Genomic DNA, 23272 nt, shown 5'->3' on the forward strand with positions numbered 1-23272 from the left:
AAGTTGTAACGGCTTGTACGGACGCTACTGTTAATCGCTGCCAAGACTTGTCAGCACACCGAATCCTCTGATCGAGATACACAAGTGATCGAAAATCTACGCAACATCGCCATCATTGCCCACGTTGACCATGGTAAAACCACCCTGGTAGACAAACTCTTGCGTCAATCCGGCACCCTGGAACGCAACGAGCTCAACGACGAGCGCGTGATGGACTCCAACGACCAGGAGAAAGAGCGCGGTATTACCATTCTGGCGAAAAACACCGCCATCAACTGGAACGGCTACCACATCAACATCGTGGACACCCCGGGCCACGCCGACTTCGGCGGCGAAGTTGAACGCGTAATGTCGATGGTCGACTCCGTTCTGCTGCTGGTTGACGCTCAAGACGGCCCTATGCCGCAAACCCGTTTCGTGACCAAGAAGGCGTTCGAAGCCGGCCTGCGTCCAATCGTGTGCATCAACAAGGTTGACCGTCCAGGCGCGCGTCCGGACTGGGTTCTGGACCAGATCTTCGACCTGTTCGACAACCTGGGTGCTACCGAAGAACAGCTGGACTTCAAAGTCGTCTACGCCTCGGCCCTGAACGGCATCGCCGGTCTGGACCACACCGACATGGCTGAAGACATGACCCCGTTGTACCAGTCGATCGTCGACAACGTACCGGCTCCTAAAGTTGACCGTGAAGGCCCGTTCCAGATGCAAATCTCGGCACTGGACTACAACAGCTTCCTGGGTGTTATCGGTGTTGGCCGTATCGCTCGTGGTAGCGTCAAGCCGAACACTCCAGTCGTGGCCATTGGCGCCGACGGCAAGAAGCGTAACGGTCGTATCCTGAAGCTGATGGGTCACCACGGCCTGCACCGTATCGACGTTGAAGAAGCGTTTGCCGGTGACATCGTGTGCGTGAGCGGTATGGACTCGCTGTTCATCTCCGACACCCTGTGCCAGCCGGACAACGTCGAGGCGATGAAGCCTCTGACCGTTGACGAGCCAACCGTTTCCATGACCTTCCAGGTAAACGACTCGCCTTTCTGCGGTAAAGAAGGCAAGTTCGTGACTTCCCGTAACATCAAGGAGCGTCTGGACAAAGAGCTGCTGTACAACGTTGCACTGCGCGTTGAAGAAGGCGACTCGGCTGACAAGTTCAAGGTTTCCGGCCGTGGTGAGCTGCACCTCTCGGTACTGATCGAAACCATGCGTCGCGAAGGCTTCGAAATGGGCGTTGGTCGTCCGGAAGTGATCATCCGTCAAGTTGACGGCGTGAAGCAGGAACCGTTCGAAAACGTAACCATCGACACCCCTGAAGAATCCCAGGGCAAGGTCATGGAAGAGATGGGCCTGCGTAAAGGCGACCTGACCAACATGGTGCCGGATGGCAAAGGCCGTGTTCGTCTGGAGTACAACATCCCTGCTCGCGGTCTGATCGGTTTCCGTAACCAGTTCCTGACCCTGACCAACGGTGCTGGCATCCTGACCTCGATCTTCGATCGCTACGACACCATGAAGTCCGGCGACATGTCCGGTCGTCAGAACGGTGTTCTGGTATCGGTAGAAACCGGCAAGGCGCTGACCTACTCCCTGGAAACCCTGCAGGCGCGTGGCAAGCTGTTCGTTGAGCACGGTCAAGAGATCTACAACGGTCAGATCGTTGGTCTGAACAGCCGTGACAACGACATGGGCGTCAACCCAACCAAAGGCAAGAAGCTCGACAACATGCGTGCTTCGGGTAAAGACGAAACCATCGCCCTGGTTCCACCTGTTCGCTTCACTCTGGAACAGGCCCTGGAATTCATCCAGGATGACGAGCTGTGCGAAGTGACACCTAAGTCGATCCGCCTGCGTAAGAAGATCCTGGACGAAGGCGAGCGTACCCGCGCTGCCAAGAAAGCCAAGAACTGAGTTAACTCAGGCTGAATGAAAACGCCCCCGGTCGAAAGGCCGGGGGCGTTTTTGTTTGTCTGGCTGTAGCAGCTGCCGAGCCTGCGAGGCTGCGTTCGACAGCTGCTACGGGGATCGAGGCGGTTTTAAAACTTTTCGAGGGTGCGGCTGGAGCTGCTGGTCTCGCGCACCACTTCTTTAGGCTTGTACGCGCAATACCCTGGCCGCGGTCCGATCTTCGGGTGGTTGCGGCAGGTGTCCGGGCGCTTATCATAAATAGTGCACAAACGGCTTTTACGATCCAGGTACAGGCAATCGTTGTTGCTCATGCGCTGGAGGGTGAAGATCTCGGACTTCTGGTTGTAGCGCTCGACAATCCCTTCCTTCTGCAAGCGCTTGGCGATGTTCTTGGGTGGATCGCCCAGTTCGAATTCGTCGACGATGCCGATACGGATCAGATCCTTGATCTTGACCTCGACCGGCAGCGTGCAGCAGCTGGACATGCACGAGCCGCACATTGGGGCAGAGTACTTGGCCCAGGTATCGAGGCGATCGATTTCCGCGGCGGCGATCAGGTTGGGCTTCATCATCGGTTGTTACCAGCGTGTGCATCAGGGCGCGCGATCATACCGGGACTGGTGGATTTTTGAACAACCTTTCGCCAGATTTTTTTTGCTTGTCGCAAAATAGTCCTGTGTCCGGCACGGCCCCTGCATTGTTTCTGGCCCACGACAACGTAATGTCGATCTATCTCGTACTAACAGGAAAAACTGCCGAACCAGAGTCTCTACGGTCTGTCAGACCGACTAGGCTCAGACAACTTCACGCTCGCTCGAGGTCTTATCGATGACTCAAGAACCACTTGTTCGCGAAGCAGAGGTGGCCGCATTCCGCGACGCCGTCTTGACCAAGCTCACTTACGCGGTGGGCAAAGACCCGGATCACGCCTTCGACCATGACTGGTTCGAAGCCATTGCCCTGGCGGCGCGTGATCACATGGTCGAGCACTGGATGGACCACACCCGGCAGATCTACCGCAAAGGCCAGAAACGCGTTTATTACCTTTCCCTTGAATTTCTTATCGGTCGCTTGCTCTACGACAGCCTGAGCAACCTCGGCTTGCTCGATGTAGCCCGCGAGGCCATGACCGAACTGGGGGTCGACATCGAACGCATCCGTCTGCTGGAGCCCGATGCGGCACTGGGCAACGGTGGCCTCGGACGTCTGGCGGCATGCTTTATGGAAAGCATGTCGACCCTCGGCATCGCCGGCCATGGTTATGGCATTCGTTACGAACACGGTTTGTTCCGCCAGGCCATCGTCGACGGCTGGCAGCAGGAGCAGACCGAACACTGGCTGGACTTCGGCAACCCGTGGGAGTTCGAACGACCAGAGGTGGCCTACCCGATCGGTTTCGGCGGCAGTGTCGAAACCGTGACCGATGAAGCCGGCAAGTCCAGGCAAGTCTGGTCTCCGTCGGAAACCGTGCGGGCCATCGCCTACGACACCCCGGTGGTCGGTTGGCGTGGTGCAAGCGTCAACACCCTGCGGCTGTGGCGCGCCCGGGCCATGGAAGAATTGCATCTGGAGCGCTTCAACGCGGGCGACCACTTGGGCGCGGTCGCGGAAGTGGCCTGGGCAGAAAGTATCTCCCGCGTGCTTTACCCGGCGGACAGCAACGAGGCCGGCCAGGAGTTGCGCCTGCGCCAGGAATATTTCTTCGTCTCCGCGTCCTTGCAGGACTTGTTGCGTCGCCATCGCAACATGCACACCTCGGTGCTGACCCTGGGCGATCACGCCGCCATTCAACTCAACGACACTCACCCCTCGATCGCCGTGGCCGAACTGATGCGTCAGTTGGTCGACGTCTATGACGTGGCGTGGGATGCGGCGTGGCAGATCACGGTCGACACGCTGTCGTACACCAACCACACGCTGTTGCCGGAAGCGCTGGAAACCTGGCCGGTCAGTCTGATGGAACGGATGCTGCCCCGGCACATGCAGATCATTTACTTGATCAACGCCCAGCACATCGACTCGTTGCGAGCCAAAGGTGTTCACGATTTCGACGTGCTGCGTGCGATTTCGCTGATCGAGGAAGACAACGGTCGCCGCGTGCGCATGGGTAACCTGGCATTCCTGGGTTCCCACAGCGTCAATGGCGTGTCCGGCCTGCACACGCAGCTGATGCGCAGCACGGTGTTCTCCGAGCTGCACAAGCTTTACCCGGACCGGATCAACAACAAGACCAATGGCATTACCTTCCGCCGCTGGCTCTATCAGGCCAACCCCGAACTCACCTCCATGCTGGTCGACGCCCTCGGCCCGAATCTGCTGGACAACCCCGAGGAGCGCTTGCTCGCGCTGGAGCCGTTTGCCGAGAAGACTGCATTTCGCAAGCAGTTCGCCGAACAGCGGCTGCACAACAAGAAAGCCCTGGCGTACCTGATTCATGAGCGGCTGGGGATCGCGGTCAATCCGGCGGCGATGTTCGATGTGCAGGTCAAGCGGATCCACGAATACAAGCGTCAGTTGCTTAACCTGATGCACACCGTCGCGCTGTATCAGGCGATTCGTGCCGAGCCGGAAACCGACTGGGTGCCGCGGGTGAAAATCTTCGCCGGCAAGGCGGCGGCCAGTTATCACCAAGCCAAGCTGATCATCAAGCTGACCAACGACATTGCGCGGGTGGTCAACAACGACCCGACGGTGCGCGGCTTGCTCAAAGTGGTGTTCCTGCCCAACTACAACGTCAGCCTGGCCGAGAGCATCATTCCGGCGGCGGACTTGTCGGAGCAGATTTCCACTGCCGGCTTCGAAGCCTCGGGCACCAGTAACATGAAATTCGGCCTCAACGGCGCGCTGACCATCGGTACCCTGGACGGGGCCAACGTGGAAATGTGCGAGCGCATCGGTGCCGAGCACATGTTTATTTTTGGTCTCAGCGCCCAGCAAGTGGAAGCGCGCAAGCGTAACCATGAATTCAACGCCGCGCCGGACATCGCCGCCTCCCATCGGCTCAACGACGTGCTGCAAGCGATTCGCAGCGGGGTGTTCTCACCAGACGATCCGTCCCGTTATACCGCGCTGATCGATTCGCTGGTGGACTACGACCGCTTCCTGGTCTGCGCCGATTTCGACTCTTACTGGAACGCACAGATGCGGGTCGAAGCTCACTGGCACGACTCGAAAGAGTGGTGGCGCTCGGCGGTATTGAACACCGCGCGGATGGGCTGGTTCTCGTCCGACCGGACCATTCGCGAGTACGCAACGGATATCTGGAAAGCTTTGGAGTAATTTTTAGCAACAAATGTGCGCAAGGCCCAACGTCCGTTGGGCCTCATCGATATACTAAGCGCCAACTTGACCCCAGTGTGGGGGCGGCGCACCGCCGCTCCCACACTGGACTCCGGGTGTCTGCTCACTAGACTGAGCCAGAGGCTGTATCGCACGGATCAGCCCCGCCACGGGGCCGCTTAGGGATATCGACCATGCAATGGATGTTAATGCTGATTGGGCTGCTGCTGGGCTGGATTCTTGACGAGTCGTTCAGCGAGGCGCTGTTGGGCGCTTTGCTCGGGCTGGGTCTCGGCCAGGCCATGCGTATCGGCCGCTTGAGCACTCAAACGGCCGAGCAGCGACGTTTACTCGATCAGGCTCAGGTTGCGCTGAATGCGGTCGAGCAGCGACTGGCGTTGCTGGAAGTGTCGGGTGCCAAGGCACCTGAACCAGGCGAACCGGTTGTCAGCGAACCCGCTGAGTCGCCTGAAGTCATTCTTGAGCAAGCCCCTGTCGCACCCACGGAGCTGGTCTGGGAGCTACCCCCCGAATTCGAACCCATCACCGCGGCCGCTGCCGAAACCAGTCGTCCGTTGCCCGCCGATGTCTGGCAGCCCGAGCCGGTCGCCCGCGAACCGCAGCAACCGGCCGAGCCGCGCGGCCCGAACTTCATCGAGCGCGCCATCAGCGGCGCACGCAATTGGCTGTTCGGCGGCAATACCGTATTGCGGGTCGGCGTGATGCTGTTGTTCCTCGGCCTGGCTTTCCTGTTGCGTTATGCCACCGAAGGCATGGTGGTGCCGATCGAGTTGCGCTACGCCGGTGTCGCGGCGGCGGCCTTGGGCCTGCTCGCCCTGGGCTGGTGGCTGAGACTGCGCAACAGCAACTACGCGCTGATGCTGCAAGGCACCGGGATCGCGGTGTTGTACCTGACGGTATTTGCCGCGATGCGTCTGCATCCGTTGCTTGATCCCAAGGCAGCATTGGGCCTGTTGGTGGTGGTGACGGTGTTCTCGGCGATTCTCGCCATTACCCAAAATGCTTTGGGCCTGGCCGCCGCTGCCGCGTTGGGCGGTTTCGCCGCGCCGATCCTGACCTCCACCGGCGCCGGCAATCACGTCGCGCTGTTCAGCTATTTCGCCCTGCTCAACGCTGGCATCCTCGCCATCGCGTGGTTCAAGGCCTGGCGGCTGCTCAACCTGATCGGGTTTGTCGGCACCTTCGGCATCGGCTTTGCCTGGGGCCTGCGCTCCTATAGACCGGAGCTGCTGTGGAGTACCGAGCCGTTCCTGATTCTGTTCTTCCTGATGTACCTGGCCATCGGTTTGTTGTTCACCCGGCGCAAGTTGCTGGAAATGAGCGACGCGCCCGAGGACGACAGCCGTGAAGCGCTGCTGCGCTGGTCGGCGCACAAGGGCGATTACGTCGACGGCATGATGCTGTTCGCGCCACCGTTGGTGGGCTTCGGTCTGCAGTTCGCGCTGGTGGAGCACTTTGAATTTGCCGCGGCCTTCAGCGCCTTGGCCCTGGGCATGATTTACATGGGGCTGGCCCGGTTGCTGATGGGGGGCCGGGCACTGTTGCTGGCCGAAACCTGTCTGGCGCTGGGGGTGATCTTCGCCAGTCTGGCGATCCCTCTGGGGCTTGATGCGCGTTGGACTGCCGCAGCCTGGGCGGTGGAAGGCGCGGGGATTTTCTGGCTCGGCCTGCGTCAACGACGGCCGCTGGCGCGGGCCTTTGCCTTGCTGCTGCAATTGGGCTCGGCGTTGGCTTTTATCAGCGAATTGCGCAGCGGCGAGAGCAGCCTGCTCGACGGTGCGCCGCTGGGGGCGCTGATGCTCGGCGTGGCGCTGCTGTTCAGCTTCTACCAATTACGCAAAGCGTTGCCTGAACAGGCGTTGCCGTGGGAACGCCAGGGGTTGCCGGTGCTGGCCTGCCTGGGCCTGACGTTCCTCTATCTGCTGGCGCCGCTGTTTTTCTTCACTCACGGCACGGCGATCAGTTGGGCGCTGGCCGGGTTGGCGACGCTGTTCGTCGGCCTGCGCCTGCAATCGCGGGCGTTCCTGTTCAGTGCGTTCGCCGTGCAACTGCTCGGCGGTGCGTTGTTCCTGGTGCGGCTGCGAGGGGCGAGCGGAGACTCGGCTGCGGTATTCAGCGCCGGCTGGAGCGGTTTGCTCAGCGCATCCTTGATCGGGCTGGCACTGATCACCGGCATGTTGTTGGCGGCCCGGGACGAAATGGTGCGCAGTGACGTACGTTTGCTGCGTGGCTTGTCGGTGGTGCTATTGGCCGGTCTGGTGCTGATCAACCTGGCGGTGCTGTTCGTGTTGCCGTGGCAAACCGCGAGTGCGGTGTGGGCGGCCAGTGGTTTGTTCATCATCTGGCTGAGTCTGTACCTGAAGCAGCGTGTGAGTTTTGTCTTTGGTTTGCTGTTGCAGGTGATCGGCGGCGTAGCGTTCCTGTTCGCCGGGCCAGACCTGCTCGGGCCGCTGCTCAGCGAAGGGTTGCGACCGTTGGCGCATAGCGGGTTCTGGACACCGCTGGTGCTGGGACTGGCGGCATTTGTCGGGGCCTGGCGTTTGCAGCTAGGCAACCATGCTTCGGCTTTCGATGTGTTGAGCCTGCAGCGCTTGTCCGAAGTGTTGCTGGTGTGGGGCACGGGTTGGTGGGCACTGGCGTGGATCAGCGAAGTGCTGCGTTTTGCGCCTGTGAACCTGCAAGCGACGTTGCTGCTGGCGGTCGCGGCGGTGAGTGTGGCGCTGTGGGCGGTGCTGGCGCTGCGCCTGAAGTGGTCGTCGCTGGGTTTGCTCTGCACCTTGCTGATTCCCGCCGCCGGTCTGGTGTTGCTCGCGGCCTGGCATTCGCGTTATCACCCGGCCGCCAACTTCGGCTGGCTGGTTTGGGCCGCGGTGTTCGTCGTGCATTTCATCTCGTTGCAGCGTCTGGCGTCGATGCTGCCCGAAAAAGCCCAGAGCACCGCCCATGTACTCGGTTGCTGGCTATTGATCGGCGTGTTGGCCCTGGAGCTGCGTTATGGCTTGCTGCTGTTGTCGGAGCAGTACAACGCCTGGCGCTGGTTGGGCTGGGCGATTCTGCCGAGCCTGTATCTGGTGCTGATGGCCGCACCGCGCGCGTGGCCATGGCCAGTGTCGGCTTATCCCCGCGAGTACCGGGTCTATGCCGCCGCGCCGTTGGCGTTGTTGATGCTCGGCTGGTTCTGGCTGGCGAACATGGCCAGCGACGGCACCGCCGAGCCGTTGCCCTATGTGCCACTGATCAACCCGCTGGAGCTGGGCCTGTTGTTCGCCCTGTTCGGCGTTTATGTCTGGTCCCGCAACGCAGTCACGCAACTGGCGATCCGCAAGGATTACACCGATAACGCCACGCAGGTGATTGCCGGTGTTTCACTGTTCGCCTTCTTTACCGCGCTGGTGATGCGCGCGGCCCACCACTGGGGTGGCGTGCCGTTCGCGCTGGATCTGCTGCTTGAATCGATGCTGGTGCAGGCCGGCCTGTCCATCGTTTGGACCCTGATGGCCCTGAGTCTGATGATCGGTGGGCATCTGCGTCACCGCCGTGAAGTCTGGCTGATCGGCGCAGGGCTGATCGCGCTGGTGGTTGCCAAGCTGTTCTTCGTTGAATTGAGTAACCGCGGCGGGCTGGCGCGGATCGTGTCGTTTATCGGCGTTGGCGTGTTGCTGTTGGTGGTGGGCTATTTCGCCCCGCTGCCACCCAAGCGTGCCGAAGCCGTGCCGGGTGCTGAAAAACCGGCCCCTGAAACCGAAGGAGTGTCATCTTGAGTCAGAAGCTGAACCTGGGCTGGTGGGCTGCTGTTGTGCTGGGGGTGACACTGTCGGCTGGCGCGCAGGAAAAACCTGCGGACTTCGCCACGCAGGTGCCATTGTCTGTGAGCGGCGAGGGCCCGTGGTATCGCCTGGAATTGCCCTTGGGCGTGCAACTGAACGCGCGGCAAACCGATCTCAGCGATGTGCGTGTGTTCAACGCCGCCGGTGAGCCTCAGGCGTACGCTCTGGCCCGAGAGCCTGCGCAGACCCACGAAAACCGCACGCTGACCGACGTAAAGTGGTTCCCGTTGTACAACTCGGCGGATGCCAGCGAACGCACGCCGAGCGTACGGGTGCAATCGAACACCAACGGCACGTTGATCGAAGTGCAGCCGTCCAGCCAGTTGGAGGCGGGCGAAGAAGAGCTGCGCGGCTGGTTACTCGATGCCAGCGGCATCAAGGCGCCGTTGCAGCAATTAATCCTCGACTGGACCAGTGAACGCGACGGCTTCCAGCGTTTCAGCATCGAGGCCAGCAACGATTTGCAGCATTGGCAGTCGTGGGGTGAAGGGCAGGTGGCGCGTCTGACGTTTGCCGACGAACGGGTCGAGCAACATGAAGTCGGCCTGCCGGGGCAATCGGCGCGCTATCTGCGTTTGCTTTGGAATTCGCCTCAGTCGGCGCCAGTGCTGACCTCGGCGCAGCTGGAAAGCACCAACCCTCGCACCTTGCCGCTGCCGTTGGTCTGGTCGCAACCCTTGGCCGGCAGCAGCGTGAAGGCCGGTGAGTACATCTGGCAATTGCCGATGGGGTTGAACGTCCAGCGCTTGCAGGTCGAGCTGAATCAGCCCAACAGCCTGGCACCGGTAACGTTGTCGGGGCGCCGGGAGACCAGCCTGCCGTGGCAACCGCTGACCAACGGTTTGCTCTATCGCCTGACCCAGAATGGCCAGGATGTGGTGCAGAACGAATTGCAGTTGTCGGGCCAGACCGTGCAGCAATTGAAACTGACGGTGGATGAACGCGGCGGTGGCCTGGGTGCCGAAGCACCCACCGTGCGGTATGCCGTGCGCTCCACGCAATTGGTGTTCCTGGCGCGCGGTGCCGGGCCTTATACGCTGGCGCTGGGAAGTGCGACGGTGAAGGCTGCAAGCTTGCCATTGTCGACGCTGATTCCCGATTACAGCGCGGCGAAGCTGGCGACGCTGGGCAAGGCGACGGTGGACGGCGGGGCCGTGGTGACCCCGGTGGCGACAGCGCCAACTGTGCTGGGCACGAACTGGAAAAAGATCGGGTTGTGGGCGGTGTTGCTGCTCAGTGTGCTGTTTCTGGGAGGGATGGCGTTCAGTTTGCTGCGCAAGCCTGCTGCTAAATCCTGAGGATGGCTGGCGCTGCGCGCCAGATCGCGGGCAAGCCGCTCCTGCAGGGGCGAGGCTTGCCCGCGAAGACGTCCTTCCTGCCAGCAAAAATATCGAAACTGGCGCCCAATCGCGGCCCATTTCGAACTACGCTCAACCCCGCGCATGAACTCTATTGGGTGTATCACGTCTGATAGGAGGAAATGCGCCCCGACTCGCGTTAAACTGCGCGGGTTTTTAGCCCCCCATTCCTCCGGAGCCGTCCATGTCCCGCGTTACCCTGAGTCGCTATTTGATTGAGCAGACCCGCAGCAACAACACTCCTGCCGATCTGCGTTTCCTGATCGAAGTGGTGGCGCGTGCCTGTAAGGAAATCAGCCACGCCGTTTCCAAAGGCGCCCTGGGTGGTGTCCTGGGCAGCATGGGCACTGAAAACGTCCAAGGTGAAGTGCAGAAGAAGCTTGATGTGATGTCCAACGACATCCTGCTCGAAGCCAACGAATGGGGCGGTCACCTGGCCGGCATGGCATCCGAAGAAATGGACAATGCCTACCAGATCCCGGGCAAATACCCGAAAGGCGCGTACCTGCTGGTGTTCGACCCGCTGGACGGTTCGTCGAACATCGACATCAACGCGCCGGTCGGTACGATCTTCTCGGTGCTGCGTTGCCCGAACGAATACCTGACCCAGAACGAGCCTTTGAACGAAAAGGCCTTCCTGCAGCCAGGCACTCAGCAGGTTGCCGCCGGTTACGCGATTTACGGTCCACAGACCATGCTGGTGCTGACCCTGGGCAATGGCGTCAAAGGCTTCACCCTGGATCGTGAAATGGGCAGCTTCGTACTGACCCATGAAGACATCACGATTCCGGAGTCCACGCAGGAATTCGCGATCAACGCGTCCAACAAGCGTCACTGGGAAGCGCCGGTACAGCGTTACGTCGACGAATTGCTGGCTGGCGATGAAGGCCCGCTGAAGAAAAACTACAACATGCGTTGGGTCGCCGCGATGGTGGCCGACGTGCACCGCATCCTGACCCGCGGCGGTCTGTTCATGTACCCACGCGACAGCCGCGAGCCGTCGAAGCCGGGCAAACTGCGCCTGATGTACGAAGCCAACCCGATGTCGTTCCTGGTGGAGCAAGCGGGTGGCGCATCCACTGACGGCCACCAGCGCATCCTCGACATCCAGCCGGAAGGCCTGCACCAGCGTGTTGCGGTGTTCCTCGGTTCGAAAGAAGAAGTTGCCCGCGTCACGGCTTACCACAAGGAATAAAACATGACCGCGCCCTGGCAGCCGTTACTCGAATGGTGGTTTGGATCTTTCGAATCACCCAACGAAATAGCGGCTGACAAGGGCAAGTTATGGTTCGGCAAGCGTGACAGTCAGGACCTCGAAGCGCGGATGCGTTTCGGGGATCTGGTCGAGCAGGCACTGGCCGGCGGATTGACCGAATGGGCGCAACGCCCCGAAGGTTGGCTGGCCCTGGTGCTGTTGCTCGATCAATTGCCGCGAATGATCTTTCGCGACACACCCAAATCCTTTTCCGGCGACGTCAGGGCCCAGGCACTGGTGGCGCAAGGCATTGCCGCGGATTTCGATCGGCAACTGCGACCGATCCAGCGGGTTTTTATCTATCTGGTGTTCGAACACTGCGAAAACCTGGCGGTGCAGAACGAAGCGGTTTCGCGGTTTCTCGATCTGGTTGAACAGCAACCCGAGGCGGATCGGGCGGTGTTTGCCAGCAACCTGGATTACGCCGAACGGCATCAGAAGATCATTGCGCGATTTGGGCGGTTTCCCCATCGCAATGCGGTGTTGGGGCGTGAGTCTACGGCTGAGGAGCTGGAGTTTCTTTCGGGGCCAGGATCGCGCTTCTAGCTTTTCGTTGTTGCTGATGCCGGCATCGCGGGCAAGCCCGCGATGAGGCCGGTGAGAGCGCCTTAGATCCGGAAACTACCCACCAACTGCTTCAACCGCGCCGCTTGCTGCTCAAGATCGGCACACGCACGCAAAGTCGACTGCAAGTTCTCCACGCCTTCCTGGTTCAGCGTGTTGATCTCGGTGATGTCGACGTTGATCGATTCCACCACGGCGGTCTGTTCTTCAGTCGCGGTAGCCACCGACTGGTTCATCCCGTCGATTTCACCGATGCGCTGCGTCACGCTGCCCAGGCGTTCGCCAGCCTGGTTGGCGATGCCGACGCTGCTTTCGCTCTGGCGCTGGCTGTCGGTCATGGTGCTGACCGCTTCCCGGGCGCCAACTTGCAGCTCCTCGATCATCTTCTGCACTTGCTGCGCCGAATCCTGAGTGCGGTGGGCGAGGTTGCGTACTTCGTCGGCCACCACGGCAAAACCACGGCCGGCTTCACCGGCACGGGCAGCTTCGATGGCCGCGTTGAGGGCCAGCAGGTTGGTCTGTTGCGAGATGCTGGTGATCACTTCCAGAATCTGTCCGATGTTCACCGTGTTGCTGTTCAGGGTTTCGATGTTGCCGCACGAATCGCTGATTTTTGCCGAAAGCTGGTGCATCGCGGCGATGGTTTTATCCACTACCTGCTGACCCTCTTCGGCCAGGCTGCGTGCGTCGCTCGAATGTTGCGAGGCGAGGGCGGCGTTCTGGGCGATTTCCTGGGCGGCGGCACCGAGCTGGTTGATCGCTGCCGCGACGCTGCTGGTGCGCGAGGCCTGTTGATCGGAGTTGAACATTGACGAGTTCGAGGCCGCCACTACGCGCAGGGCAACTTCGTTGACCTGGCCGGTGGCCGAAGATACTTCGCGGATCGAGGTATGGATACGCTCGACGAAACGGTTGAACGAGGTGCCCAGAGCACCGAATTCGTCCTGGCCATGAATGGTCAGGCGTTTGGTCAGGTCGCCTTCGCCCTCGGCGATGTCATGCATGGCGCGGCCCATGATCAGCAGAGGCTGCATCAGCACGCGGATCAACATGCTCAGCAGCGCAATGATGATCACCACGGCGATGACCATGGCGATGATCGCCGAGGTGCGGAATTCGCTGAGCATCGAGAACGCGGTTTCCTGATCCAGAACCAGCGCCACGTACCAGTCCGCCGACGGCACACCGTTAACGTGGGTGAAGGAGATGAACTGGGTTTTACCGTCCAGTTCGACTTCTTTCAGGCCCGGGCTGACTTTCGGCGCGCCGTTGGGGTAGGCGTCGGCCAGGTTCTTGAGCACCAGTTTGCTGTCCGGGTGGATCAGAATCTTGCCGTCGGCGCTGACAATGAACGCATGGCCATGACCGCCGAAGTTCAGCGAGTTGATGATCGCGCTGACGCTGGACAGGTCGATATCCGCGCCGGCGACGCCAATCATCTGGCTCTGGTACTTCACCGGCGTGGCCACGGTGATCACCAGTTTGCCCGACGACGCCGCGATGTAGGGTTCGGTGACGATGGTCTGTTGCGCGTTGTTGGCTGCCTTGTACCAGCCACGGGCGCGAGGGTCGTAGTCCGCGGCGCGGTTGCCGGCCGGGATCGAGAACATCACGCCATCGGTGCCGCCGAAGTAGCTCAGCTGGAAGTTGCTGGTATAGGCCGGCAGGTCGATGGCGCGTTTGAGATTGGCCGGGGCGCTGCCGTCCACGGCGATCTGCTGGGACAGCGATTGCAGCAATTGGATGCGGCTTTCCAGCCAGGTCTGGATGTTGCTGGTGGTCAGGCTGCCGAGTTCCTGCATCGAGGACTCGGTACTGCTGCGCAGGGTTTGACGCTGGCGGTAATCGTTGAACAGGATGAAACAGGCGAATGCAACGGCCACCACGAGAGCGGCTGCCAACAAGATCTTGTGGCTGAATTTCATGTTTCTGGTCATTAAATGATCTACCGCGCAGTGGCTGGTCAGCAAAGGGGCGTCAATTTGCCACAGTCGAGGGCTTGGCGCTGCTTTTATGTCGACTGGCCAGCGCCAAAGATTAGGCGGGTATTGACGAAAACCGACGAAATACCCAATGACCTGAGAAAGGGGCTGATTTATCGGTAAAAGGCTGACGAGTGGCCTAATAAATAGGCGGACGGTCGGGGAACCAGATTAGGGTTTTCTCTTCTAAGCTTCTGGTTGGCAACATGCCACCTCTCTTCCGCTCCAGGAGTTACACCATGTCGCTGCGTTCTATCGCCTTGCTCTCGTTCTGCGTGCTGTTGGCCGCGTGCAGCAAGATCAATCAGGAAAATTATTCGAAGCTGTCGACCGGCATGCCCAAGGCTCAGGTTGAAACCTTGCTGGGCAAACCCACCGATTGCTCGGGCGCACTCGGCATGTCCAGCTGCACCTGGGGCGACAAAAACAGCTTTATCAGCGTGCAGTATGCCGGTGACAAAGTGCTGATGTTTTCGGGCCAAGGCCTGAAGTAAACCGGGGCTTTTCGCCCACGGGAGAAAAAAATAATGAAGCGGTTCCTGATCGTTCTTTTTGCCGGCCTGGTATTGGCCGGCTGCGCCTCTTCTGGCGTAGATCCGTTGGCGCCCAAGACCGTCAATAGTGTCAACCTCAAGCGCTACCAGGGAACCTGGTACGAATTGGCGCGTCTGCCGGTGTATTTCCAGCGTAACTGTGCGCAATCCGAAGCCCATTACAGCCTCAAGCCTGACGGTGAGATGGCGGTGCTGAACCGCTGCCTGACTTCGCAATGGCAATGGGAAGAGGCCAAGGGCAGGGCTTATCCACAGGAAGTCGGCAAGGCCGACAAGCTGTGGGTTGAATTCGACACCTGGTTCTCGCGATTGATACCCGGTGTGTCGAAGGGAGAATACTGGGTGTTGTACGTCAGCGATGACTACAAGACCGCAATTGTCGGCGACCCGAGCCGCCATCATCTCTGGCTGCTGTCACGGACCCCGACGGTCAATGGCGTAGTGCGTGAAGAACTGCTGAGCAGGGCGCGTCAGCAGGGCTATGACACGACGCGACTGATCTGGCGTACGTCGGATGCCAAGATGGCCAAGACCTCGAACTAACGGTCACCGAAGAGCAAAAACTGTGGGAGCGAGCAGGCTCGCTCCCACAGTTTTTTTTTGCGTCAGCCCAAGAGATCGCGCAGGACTTGGGTGAATGCCCGGTTACTCTCTTCCTCGTCGGCATGCCGCCCATCGCGCACGACCCACTGGCCATTGACCAGCACATCCCGCACCTGGCGATCGCCACCGGCAAATAGCCAACGATTGAGAATCCCGTCGCCACTGGCCGTCGCCAGGTACGGATCGTTGCCGTCCAGCACCAACCAATCCGCGCGCTTGCCGACTTCCAGGGCGCCGATTGGCTGCCCCAACGCCTGGGCGCCGCCATCCAGCGCGGCGTCGTACAGCGTGCGGCCGACCATAGGCTGATTTGCGCCATACAACCGATTACGCCGCTGATCGCGCAGACGCTGGCCGTATTCCAGCCAGCGCAATTCTTCCACCACGCTCAACGATACATGGCTGTCGGAACCGATACCCATGCGCCCGCCCTGCGCCAGGAAGTCCACCGCCGGGAAAATCCCGTCGCCGAGGTTGGCTTCAGTGGTCAGGCACAGGCCGGCGATGGCGCGGCTCTTGGCCATGAGCGTGACTTCTTCCGGGTTGGCGTGGGTGGCGTGGACCAGGCACCAGCGTTGATCGACTTCGGTGTTTTCGTACAGCCATTGCAGCGGACGGCGACCGCTCCAGCCAAGGCAGTCGTCGACTTCCTTCTGCTGCTCGGCGATGTGAATGTGCACCGGGCACTGCTTGTCGCTGGCTGTCAGCACTTCGCTGATCTGCTGCGGTGTGACCGCGCGTAACGAGTGGAAACACAGGCCGAGCGACTGCGCCGGTTGCTGCGCCAGAATCGGCTGCAAACGCGACTGAAGCTTCAGGTAGTTTTCGGTGCTGTTGATAAAGCGGCGCTGGCCTTCGTTCGGGGTCTGTCCGCCAAAACCGGAATGGCTGTAGAGCACCGGCAGCAAGGTCAAACCGATACCGGCAGAGCTGGCGGCCTGGCTGATGCGCAGTGCCAGTTCGGCCGGGTCCGCATACGGCTGGCCATTATTGTCGTGATGGACGTAATGAAATTCAGCGACCGATGTGTAGCCGGCCTTGAGCATTTCGATGTACAGCTGTCGGGCGATAATGCCGAGTTGGTCCGGGCTGATTTTTCCGACGAGCCGATACATCAGATCGCGCCAGGTCCAGAAACTGTCATTCGGATTACCCGCCACTTCCGCCAGGCCGGCCATGGCCCGCTGGAAGGCGTGGGAGTGTAAATTCGGCATTCCCGGCAGCAGCGGACCGCTCAACCGTTCGGCGCCATCTGCGTGGGAATCGGCCTGGATATGGGTCAGCACGCCATCGGCGTTGACTTCAAGACGTACATTGTTGGCCCATCCACTAGGCAGCAGCGCGCGTTCGGCAAAGAAGGCGGACATGGTTCAGCACCCCATCGTGTGTTATTTGTATATACATATACAGACGTTTGCCTGCTCGGTAAACTCCGGCAAGCTAGCAACCTCTACCAAATGAACAAGGATTAACCGTGCCGACTCCGCCTCCAGTCTCCCCGTTGGCCGCGAACATGGGCGACAGTCCGGCGCCCTTGTACGCCCGCGTAAAACAGATGATCACCCAGCAAATCGACAGTGGAAACTGGCCGCCGCACTACCGCGTTCCGTCGGAAAGCGAACTGGTCAACCAGCTGGGTTTCAGCCGCATGACCATCAACCGCGCCCTGCGTGAGATGACTGCCGACGGCCTGTTGGTGCGTATGCAAGGCGTCGGAACGTTCGTCGCCGAGCCGAAAAGTCAGTCTGCGCTGTTTGAAGTGCACAACATCGCCGACGAGATCGCCTCCCGTGGTCATCGTCACACGTGCAAGGTGATCACCCTCGAAGAAGAGGCCGCCGGTTCCGAGCGGGCCCTGGCCCTGGACATGCGCGAAGGCCAGAAGGTGTTCCACTCGCTGATCGTGCATTTCGAAAACGATATCCCGGTGCAAATCGAAGACCGTTTCGTCAACGCGCTGGTGGCGCCGGATTACCTCAAGCAAGACTTCACCCTGCAAACGCCTTACGCCTATCTGAATCAGGTCGCGCCGTTGACCGAGGGCGAGCATGTGGTCGAAGCGATTCTTGCCGAGCCATCCGAATGCAAGCTGCTACAGATTGAAAAGGGCGAACCGTGCCTGCTGATTCGTCGCCGCACCTGGTCCGGCCGTCAGCCGGTGACCGCCGCCCGCTTGATCCACCCCGGTTCCCGTCATCGTCTGGAAGGACGGTTCCACAAATAAAAAGAGCCATAAATGAGTCAGTTGAAGGTATTACGCGCGGCCGATTACCCGCGCATGCCGTGGAAGAACGGCGGCGGCAGCACTGAAGAAATCACCCGTGATACGGGGATAGGTCTTGATGGTTTTGGTTGGCGCTTGTCGATTGCCGACATCGGCGAGTCGGGCGGTTTTTCCACCTTTGCCGGTTATGAGCGGGTGATCACCGTACTGCAAGGCGAGGGCATGACCTTGCGCGTCGATGGCCTGGATACGCGGGCGTTGTTACCGCTCGACCCGTTTGCTTTCAATGGCGAGAGTCACGTGTCCTGCGCATTGCTCGGTGGGCCGATTCGCGACTTCAACCTGATTTATGCACCGGATCGTTACAGTGCGCGGTTGCAGTGGCTGGAAGGCAAGCAGCGGTTTTTTAGTGAAGCCGGGACTCTGCTGGTGTTCAGTGTCAGTGAAGCGCTGGAAGTGAAGGTCGGTAACAAAGCATCGCAACTCGGTCGCCATGATTGCCTGCAACTGGACGGTAACGTCGGTCTGCAGGACGTCGCCCTCAATGGTTCGTGCTGTGTCATTGAGCTGACTGCACGCTGATCCAATATCGAGTCGCCTCTATCGCGGGCAAGCCTCGCTCCCATAAGGTCGATGACAATCTTGTGGGCGCGAGGCTTGCCCGCGATGCTTTTCGTCCTCGCAAATCCGTTCCCCATCGCGCACCAATTTGTTACCGAACGCCCCAGTGTGGCGCAAAACCATGCTCAAGTAACAACCGGCACGTCCCCGAATAAATCCCCGCGAAAAATTTCACTTACGCCAGAACCCTTGATCCAGGCGCTTTCCAGCCCTGTAAGAAATTTTCTTGGATGCTCATTCAACAAGTTGGCCGCTTGATTGCATATGCTTGTATGTACAAGTAAAGACGTATGTGTATGAGTCACGAAGACTCAACCATCGTCCACTGATTCGCTGATGTGCACTGATGCCCATCGGCTTGCTCGCCCACTACCTGGGTTGGTTTGGATTGATTGCTGAGGAGTTCTTTTCGTGACTGAGAATAAACCTACTAAGTTTCGTGACGTTGAAATCCGTGCTGCCCGCGGTAACAAGCTGACCGCCAAGAGCTGGCTGACTGAAGCGCCGCTGCGCATGCTGATGAACAACCTCGACCCGGAAGTCGCCGAGAACCCTAAAGAACTGGTGGTTTACGGTGGTATCGGTCGTGCGGCACGTAACTGGGAATGCTACGACAAGATCGTCGAAAGCCTGACCAACCTGAACGACGACGAGACCCTGCTGGTGCAATCCGGCAAGCCGGTCGGCGTGTTCAAGACCCACAGCAACGCACCACGCGTTCTGATTGCCAACTCCAACCTGGTACCCCACTGGGCGAACTGGGAGCACTTCAACGAACTCGACGCCAAGGGCCTGGCCATGTACGGCCAGATGACCGCCGGCAGCTGGATCTACATCGGCAGCCAGGGCATCGTTCAAGGCACCTACGAAACCTTCGTCGAAGCCGGTCGCCAGCATTACAACGATGATCTGAAAGGTCGTTGGGTCCTGACCGCAGGCCTCGGCGGCATGGGCGGCGCTCAACCTCTGGCTGCAACTCTGGCCGGCGCTTGCTCGCTGAACATCGAATGCCAACAAGTGAGTATCGATTTCCGTCTGAAAAGCCGTTACGTCGACGAGCAAGCCAAAGACCTCGACGACGCCCTGGCCCGTATCGCCAAATACACTGCCGAAGGCAAGGCGATCTCCATCGCCCTGCTGGGCAACGCTGCGGAAATCCTCCCGGAACTGGTCCGTCGTGGCGTGCGCCCGGACATGGTCACCGACCAGACCAGCGCCCACGACCCGCTCAACGGCTACCTGCCGGCCGGCTGGACCTGGGACGAATACCGCGCTCGCGCCAAGACCGAACCTGCTGCCGTGGTCAAGGCCGCCAAGCAATCGATGGCCGTGCACGTTAAAGCGATGTTGGACTTCCAGAAAATGGGCGTGCCGACGTTCGACTACGGCAACAACATCCGTCAGATGGCGCAAGAAGAAGGTGTGGAAAACGCATTCGACTTCCCGGGTTTCGTACCGGCTTACATCCGTCCACTGTTCTGCCGTGGCATCGGCCCGTTCCGTTGGGCTGCGCTGTCGGGCGACCCGCAGGACATCTACAAGACCGACGCTAAAGTCAAAGAACTGATCCCGGACGACGCCCACCTGCACAACTGGCTGGACATGGCTCGCGAGCGCATCAGCTTCCAGGGTCTGCCGGCACGTATCTGCTGGGTTGGCCTGGGCCTGCGCGCCAAGCTCGGTCTGGCGTTCAACGAAATGGTCCGTAGCGGTGAATTGTCCGCGCCAATCGTGATCGGTCGCGACCACCTGGACTCCGGCTCCGTATCCAGCCCGAACCGCGAAACCGAATCGATGCAGGACGGTTCCGACGCCGTGTCCGACTGGCCACTGCTCAACGCTCTGCTGAACACCGCGAGCGGCGCGACCTGGGTTTCCCTGCACCACGGCGGCGGCGTCGGCATGGGCTTCTCCCAGCACTCGGGCATGGTGATTGTCTGCGACGGTACTGACGAAGCGGCCGAGCGTATCGCTCGCGTGCTGCACAACGACCCGGCCACCGGTGTCATGCGTCACGCCGATGCGGGTTACCAGATCGCGATCGACTGCGCCAAGGAACAGGGGCTGAACCTGCCGATGATCACCGGCAAATAAGAGAAAAGACCACTGCAGGAGCTGTCGCGGCTGCTCCTGCAGAGATCACGATGTTGCAGACCCAACAATAAGCGGGGCGGGTCGCGCGTAGCGCAGGCCTGATTGGACGTGGACAGGGCTGGATGCCTCTTGACTGCCGTAAGCCAACTCATGATTAGGAGCGTCACACAATGAAATCGAACAAGACCCTGCTGACCACTTTGCTTTCCATGGGCCTGCTGGCCAGTGCCGGTGCTACCCAGGCGGCTGGCTGGTGCGAATCGGGTAAACCGGTGAAATTCGCCGGCCTGAACTGGGAAAGCGCCATGCTGCTGACCGACGTGCTGCAAGTCGTGTTGGAGAAAGGCTACGACTGCAAGACCGACAGCCTGCCGGGCAACTCCATCACCATGGAAAACGCCCTGAGCAGCAACGACATCCAAGTGTTCGCCGAAGAGTGGGTCGGCCGCAGCGAAGTCTGGAACAAGGCCGAGAAGGCCGGCAAGGTCGTCGGTGTCGGCGCTCCGGTGGTGGGTGCCGTCGAAGGCTGGTACGTGCCGCGCTACGTGATCGAAGGCGACGCCAAGCGCAAACTGGAAGCCAAGGCGCCGGACCTGAAAAACATTGCCGACCTGGCTAAATATTCCGCGGTATTCAAGGACGCCGAAGAGCCATCCAAAGGGCGTTTCTACAATTGCCCGGCCGGCTGGACCTGCGAGCTGGATAACAGCGAAATGCTGAAAAGCTACGGCCTGGAAAACAGCTACACCAACTTCCGTCCAGGCACCGGCCCGGCGCTGGATGCGGCGGTGCTGTCGAGCTACAAGCGTGGCGAGCCGATCCTTTTCTACTACTGGTCGCCAACCCCGCTGATGGGCCAGATCGACGTGGTCAAACTGGAAGAAAAACCGGGTGTCGACAAGCGCGTGACCATCAAGGTCGGCCTCTCCAAGACTTTCCACGAGCAGGCCCCGGAACTGGTGACCGTGCTGGAAAAGGTCAACCTGCCGATCGACCTGTTGAATCAGAACCTGGGGCGTATGGCCAAAGAGCGGATCGAGTCGCCAAAACTGGCCAAGATCTTCTTGAAGGAACATCCTGAAGTCTGGCACGCGTGGGTGAGCGAAGACGCAGCCAAGAAAATCGACGCGGCCTTGTAGGTTGAGCCTCTCCGACTGTCGGCAACGGCAGTCGGATGCTTGATCGCAACCCCTTGATTGAGAGTCTCTTATGTTTCCCGAAAGCTTTACCTTTTCCATCGCCGACTGGGTCAACGGTTGGGTCGATACGCTGGTCACCAACTACGGCGACGTGTTCCGCAGCATCTCTGACACCCTGCTGTGGGCCATCGTCAATCTTGAAGGGCTGCTGCGTGCGGCGCCCTGGTGGCTGATGCTGGCGATCGTGGCGGGCGTGGCCTGGCACGCGACCCGCAAAGTCGTGACCACGGCGGTCATCGTCGGCCTGCTGTTCCTGGTGGGCGCGGTCGGTCTCTGGGACAAGCTGATGCAGACCCTGGCGCTGATGATGGTGGCGACGGTCATCTCGGTGCTGATCGGCATTCCGTTGGGCATTCTTTCTGCGCGCAGCAATCGCCTGCGTTCGGTGTTGATGCCGTTGCTGGACATCATGCAAACCATGCCGAGCTTCGTGTACCTGATCCCGGTGCTGATGCTGTTCGGCCTGGGCAAGGTCCCGGCGATTTTCGCTACCGTTATTTACGCTGCGCCGCCGCTGATCCGCCTGACCGATCTGGGTATTCGCCAGGTTGACGGTGAAGTGATGGAAGCTATCAACGCCTTCGGTGCCAACCGCTGGCAGCAACTGTTCGGCGTGCAACTGCCGCTGGCCCTGCCAAGCATCATGGCCGGGATCAACCAGACCACCATGATGGCCCTGTCGATGGTGGTGATCGCCTCGATGATCGGTGCCCGTGGCTTGGGTGAAGACGTATTGGTGGGGATTCAGACCCTCAACGTCGGACGTGGTCTTGAGGCCGGTCTGGCGATCGTGATTCTGGCAGTGGTGATCGACCGCATTACACAGGCGTACGGTCGTGCACGGCATGAGGTGAGCAAATGAGCAACGCAGCCATCAGCAAGATCGAAGTCAAAAACGTCTTCAAGATTTTCGGCAACCGTTCCAAGGATGCGCTGGCCATGATTAGCCAGGGCAAAACCAAAGACCAGGTACTGGCCGAAACCGGTTGCGTGGTTGGCGTGAATGACCTGTCGCTGAGCATCGGCACCGGCGAGATCTTCGTGATCATGGGCCTGTCGGGTTCCGGCAAGTCGACCCTGGTGCGTCACTTCAACCGCCTGATCGACCCGACCAGCGGCGCGATCCTGGTGGACGGCGTGGACATCCTGCAATACGACATGGAAGCCCTGCGCGAATTTCGCCGGCACAAGATCAGCATGGTGTTCCAGAGCTTCGGCCTGCTGCCGCACAAAAGCGTGCTGGATAACGTCGCCTACGGCCTGAAAGTGCGTGGCGAGAGCAAGCAGATGTGCGCCGAGCGCGCACTGCACTGGATCAACACCGTGGGCCTGAAGGGCTACGAAAACAAATACCCGCATCAGCTTTCCGGCGGTATGCGCCAGCGTGTGGGCCTGGCTCGCGCCCTGGCGGCGGACACCGACATCATCCTGATGGACGAAGCTTTCAGCGCCCTCGACCCGCTGATCCGCGCCGAAATGCAGGACCAGTTGCTGGAACTGCAAAAGACCCTGCACAAGACCATCGTCTTCATCACCCACGACCTCGACGAGGCCGTGCGCATCGGCAATCGCATCGCGATTCTCAAGGATGGCCGGCTGATTCAGGTCGGCACGCCACGAGAGATCCTGCATTCACCGGCGGATGAGTATGTGGACCGGTTCGTACAGCGGCGGGCTGCAGTGGTTTGAGGTTGATCGTTTTTGTGGCGAGGGAGCTTGCTCCCGCTGGGCTGCGAAGCGGCCCTGAAAATCTGCGACCGCTGCGCGGTCGAACGGGAGCAAGCTCCCT

Annotated in this window: 17 protein-coding genes and 1 pseudogene; 14 read left to right on the top strand and 4 right to left on the bottom strand. The window is 60.2% G+C overall.

Translation table 11 applies throughout. The annotated features are described in order from the left end of the window. Window positions 1–84: 84 nt before the first annotated feature. Window positions 85–1905 carry a translational GTPase TypA gene (gene typA / locus AC07VO_RS03995; RefSeq protein ID WP_008028025.1) on the top strand — a complete coding sequence of 607 codons (1821 nt, stop codon included), beginning with the start codon at window positions 85–87 and terminating at the stop codon, window positions 1903–1905. 125 nt (window positions 1906–2030) lie between these two features. Here the strand turns inward: typA and AC07VO_RS04000 are convergent, their stop codons facing one another. After that, entirely contained in the window at window positions 2031–2471 is a 441-nt protein-coding gene (locus AC07VO_RS04000; RefSeq protein WP_026286653.1) for a YkgJ family cysteine cluster protein, read from the bottom strand. A gap of 259 nt (window positions 2472–2730) precedes the next feature. On the opposite strand from AC07VO_RS04000, the gene AC07VO_RS04005 reads away from it, so the two are divergent. From AC07VO_RS04005 to AC07VO_RS04025, 5 genes are all read left to right on the top strand, one after another. After that, window positions 2731–5181 carry a glycogen/starch/alpha-glucan phosphorylase gene (locus AC07VO_RS04005; RefSeq protein ID WP_064615887.1) on the top strand — a complete coding sequence of 817 codons (2451 nt, stop codon included), beginning with the start codon at window positions 2731–2733 and terminating at the stop codon, window positions 5179–5181. Between the two features lie 194 nt (window positions 5182–5375). Further along, on the top strand, window positions 5376–8963 hold the full coding sequence (locus AC07VO_RS04010) for a DUF2339 domain-containing protein (protein ID WP_086944134.1): 3588 nt from the start codon (window positions 5376–5378) through the stop codon (window positions 8961–8963). After that, window positions 8960–10327: a DUF3999 domain-containing protein gene (locus AC07VO_RS04015; RefSeq protein ID WP_064615890.1), complete on the top strand. Its 1368-nt coding sequence runs from the start codon at window positions 8960–8962 to the stop codon at window positions 10325–10327. The genes AC07VO_RS04010 and AC07VO_RS04015 overlap by 4 nt, the downstream gene beginning before the upstream one ends. Window positions 10328–10571: 244 nt before the next feature. Then, window positions 10572–11582, top strand: coding sequence for a class 1 fructose-bisphosphatase (locus AC07VO_RS04020; protein ID WP_007933966.1), 1011 nt, complete (start codon window positions 10572–10574; stop codon window positions 11580–11582). A 3-nt stretch (window positions 11583–11585) separates the two neighbouring features. Continuing rightward, window positions 11586–12188 (top strand): DUF924 family protein, encoded by a 603-nt coding sequence (locus tag AC07VO_RS04025; RefSeq protein WP_018929191.1) that lies wholly within the window; start codon window positions 11586–11588, stop codon window positions 12186–12188. A gap of 62 nt (window positions 12189–12250) precedes the next feature. Here the strand turns inward: AC07VO_RS04025 and AC07VO_RS04030 are convergent, their stop codons facing one another. Continuing rightward, window positions 12251–13015, bottom strand: a complete 765-nt coding sequence (locus AC07VO_RS04030) for a methyl-accepting chemotaxis protein (RefSeq protein WP_370695245.1) — start codon at window positions 13013–13015, stop codon at window positions 12251–12253. Between the two features lie 93 nt (window positions 13016–13108). Continuing rightward, window positions 13109–14143, bottom strand: a pseudogene (locus tag AC07VO_RS04035) (HAMP domain-containing protein); the annotation flags it as partial. Window positions 14144–14427: 284 nt separating this feature from the next. Here AC07VO_RS04035 and bamE point away from each other — a divergent pair. After that, window positions 14428–14682 (top strand): outer membrane protein assembly factor BamE domain-containing protein, encoded by a 255-nt coding sequence (bamE, locus tag AC07VO_RS04040; protein WP_018929189.1) that lies wholly within the window; start codon window positions 14428–14430, stop codon window positions 14680–14682. Window positions 14683–14715: 33 nt separating this feature from the next. Then, window positions 14716–15285 (top strand): lipocalin family protein, encoded by a 570-nt coding sequence (locus AC07VO_RS04045; protein ID WP_064615892.1) that lies wholly within the window; start codon window positions 14716–14718, stop codon window positions 15283–15285. 62 nt (window positions 15286–15347) lie between these two features. Here AC07VO_RS04045 and AC07VO_RS04050 read toward each other — a convergent pair whose 3' ends face one another. Further along, on the bottom strand, window positions 15348–16712 hold the full coding sequence (locus tag AC07VO_RS04050; protein ID WP_086944133.1) for a formimidoylglutamate deiminase: 1365 nt from the start codon (window positions 16710–16712) through the stop codon (window positions 15348–15350). A gap of 146 nt (window positions 16713–16858) precedes the next feature. On the opposite strand from AC07VO_RS04050, the gene hutC reads away from it, so the two are divergent. The 6 genes from hutC to AC07VO_RS04080 all read left to right on the top strand — a co-directional run bounded on the left by hutC (window position 16859) and on the right by AC07VO_RS04080 (window position 23172). Then, window positions 16859–17569, top strand: coding sequence for a histidine utilization transcriptional repressor HutC (hutC, locus tag AC07VO_RS04055; RefSeq protein ID WP_161793960.1), 711 nt, complete (start codon window positions 16859–16861; stop codon window positions 17567–17569). Window positions 17570–17581: 12 nt separating this feature from the next. Next, complete coding sequence (locus tag AC07VO_RS04060) at window positions 17582–18151, top strand: HutD/Ves family protein (RefSeq protein ID WP_018929185.1); 570 nt, start codon at window positions 17582–17584, stop codon at window positions 18149–18151. A gap of 450 nt (window positions 18152–18601) precedes the next feature. Next, window positions 18602–20284 (top strand): urocanate hydratase, encoded by a 1683-nt coding sequence (hutU, locus tag AC07VO_RS04065; RefSeq protein ID WP_018929184.1) that lies wholly within the window; start codon window positions 18602–18604, stop codon window positions 20282–20284. 170 nt (window positions 20285–20454) lie between these two features. Then, window positions 20455–21423 (top strand): ABC transporter substrate-binding protein, encoded by a 969-nt coding sequence (locus AC07VO_RS04070; RefSeq protein WP_018929183.1) that lies wholly within the window; start codon window positions 20455–20457, stop codon window positions 21421–21423. Between the two features lie 70 nt (window positions 21424–21493). Continuing rightward, the gene (locus AC07VO_RS04075) at window positions 21494–22345 is read left to right on the top strand and encodes an ABC transporter permease (RefSeq protein ID WP_018929182.1); all 852 of its coding nucleotides are present in this window, start codon (window positions 21494–21496) and stop codon (window positions 22343–22345) included. Continuing rightward, window positions 22342–23172 (top strand): quaternary amine ABC transporter ATP-binding protein, encoded by an 831-nt coding sequence (locus AC07VO_RS04080; protein ID WP_018929181.1) that lies wholly within the window; start codon window positions 22342–22344, stop codon window positions 23170–23172. The genes AC07VO_RS04075 and AC07VO_RS04080 overlap by 4 nt, the downstream gene beginning before the upstream one ends. Window positions 23173–23272 lie beyond the last annotated feature (100 nt).

The organism is Pseudomonas sp. GW821-FHT03E01 (assembly GCF_059420765.1).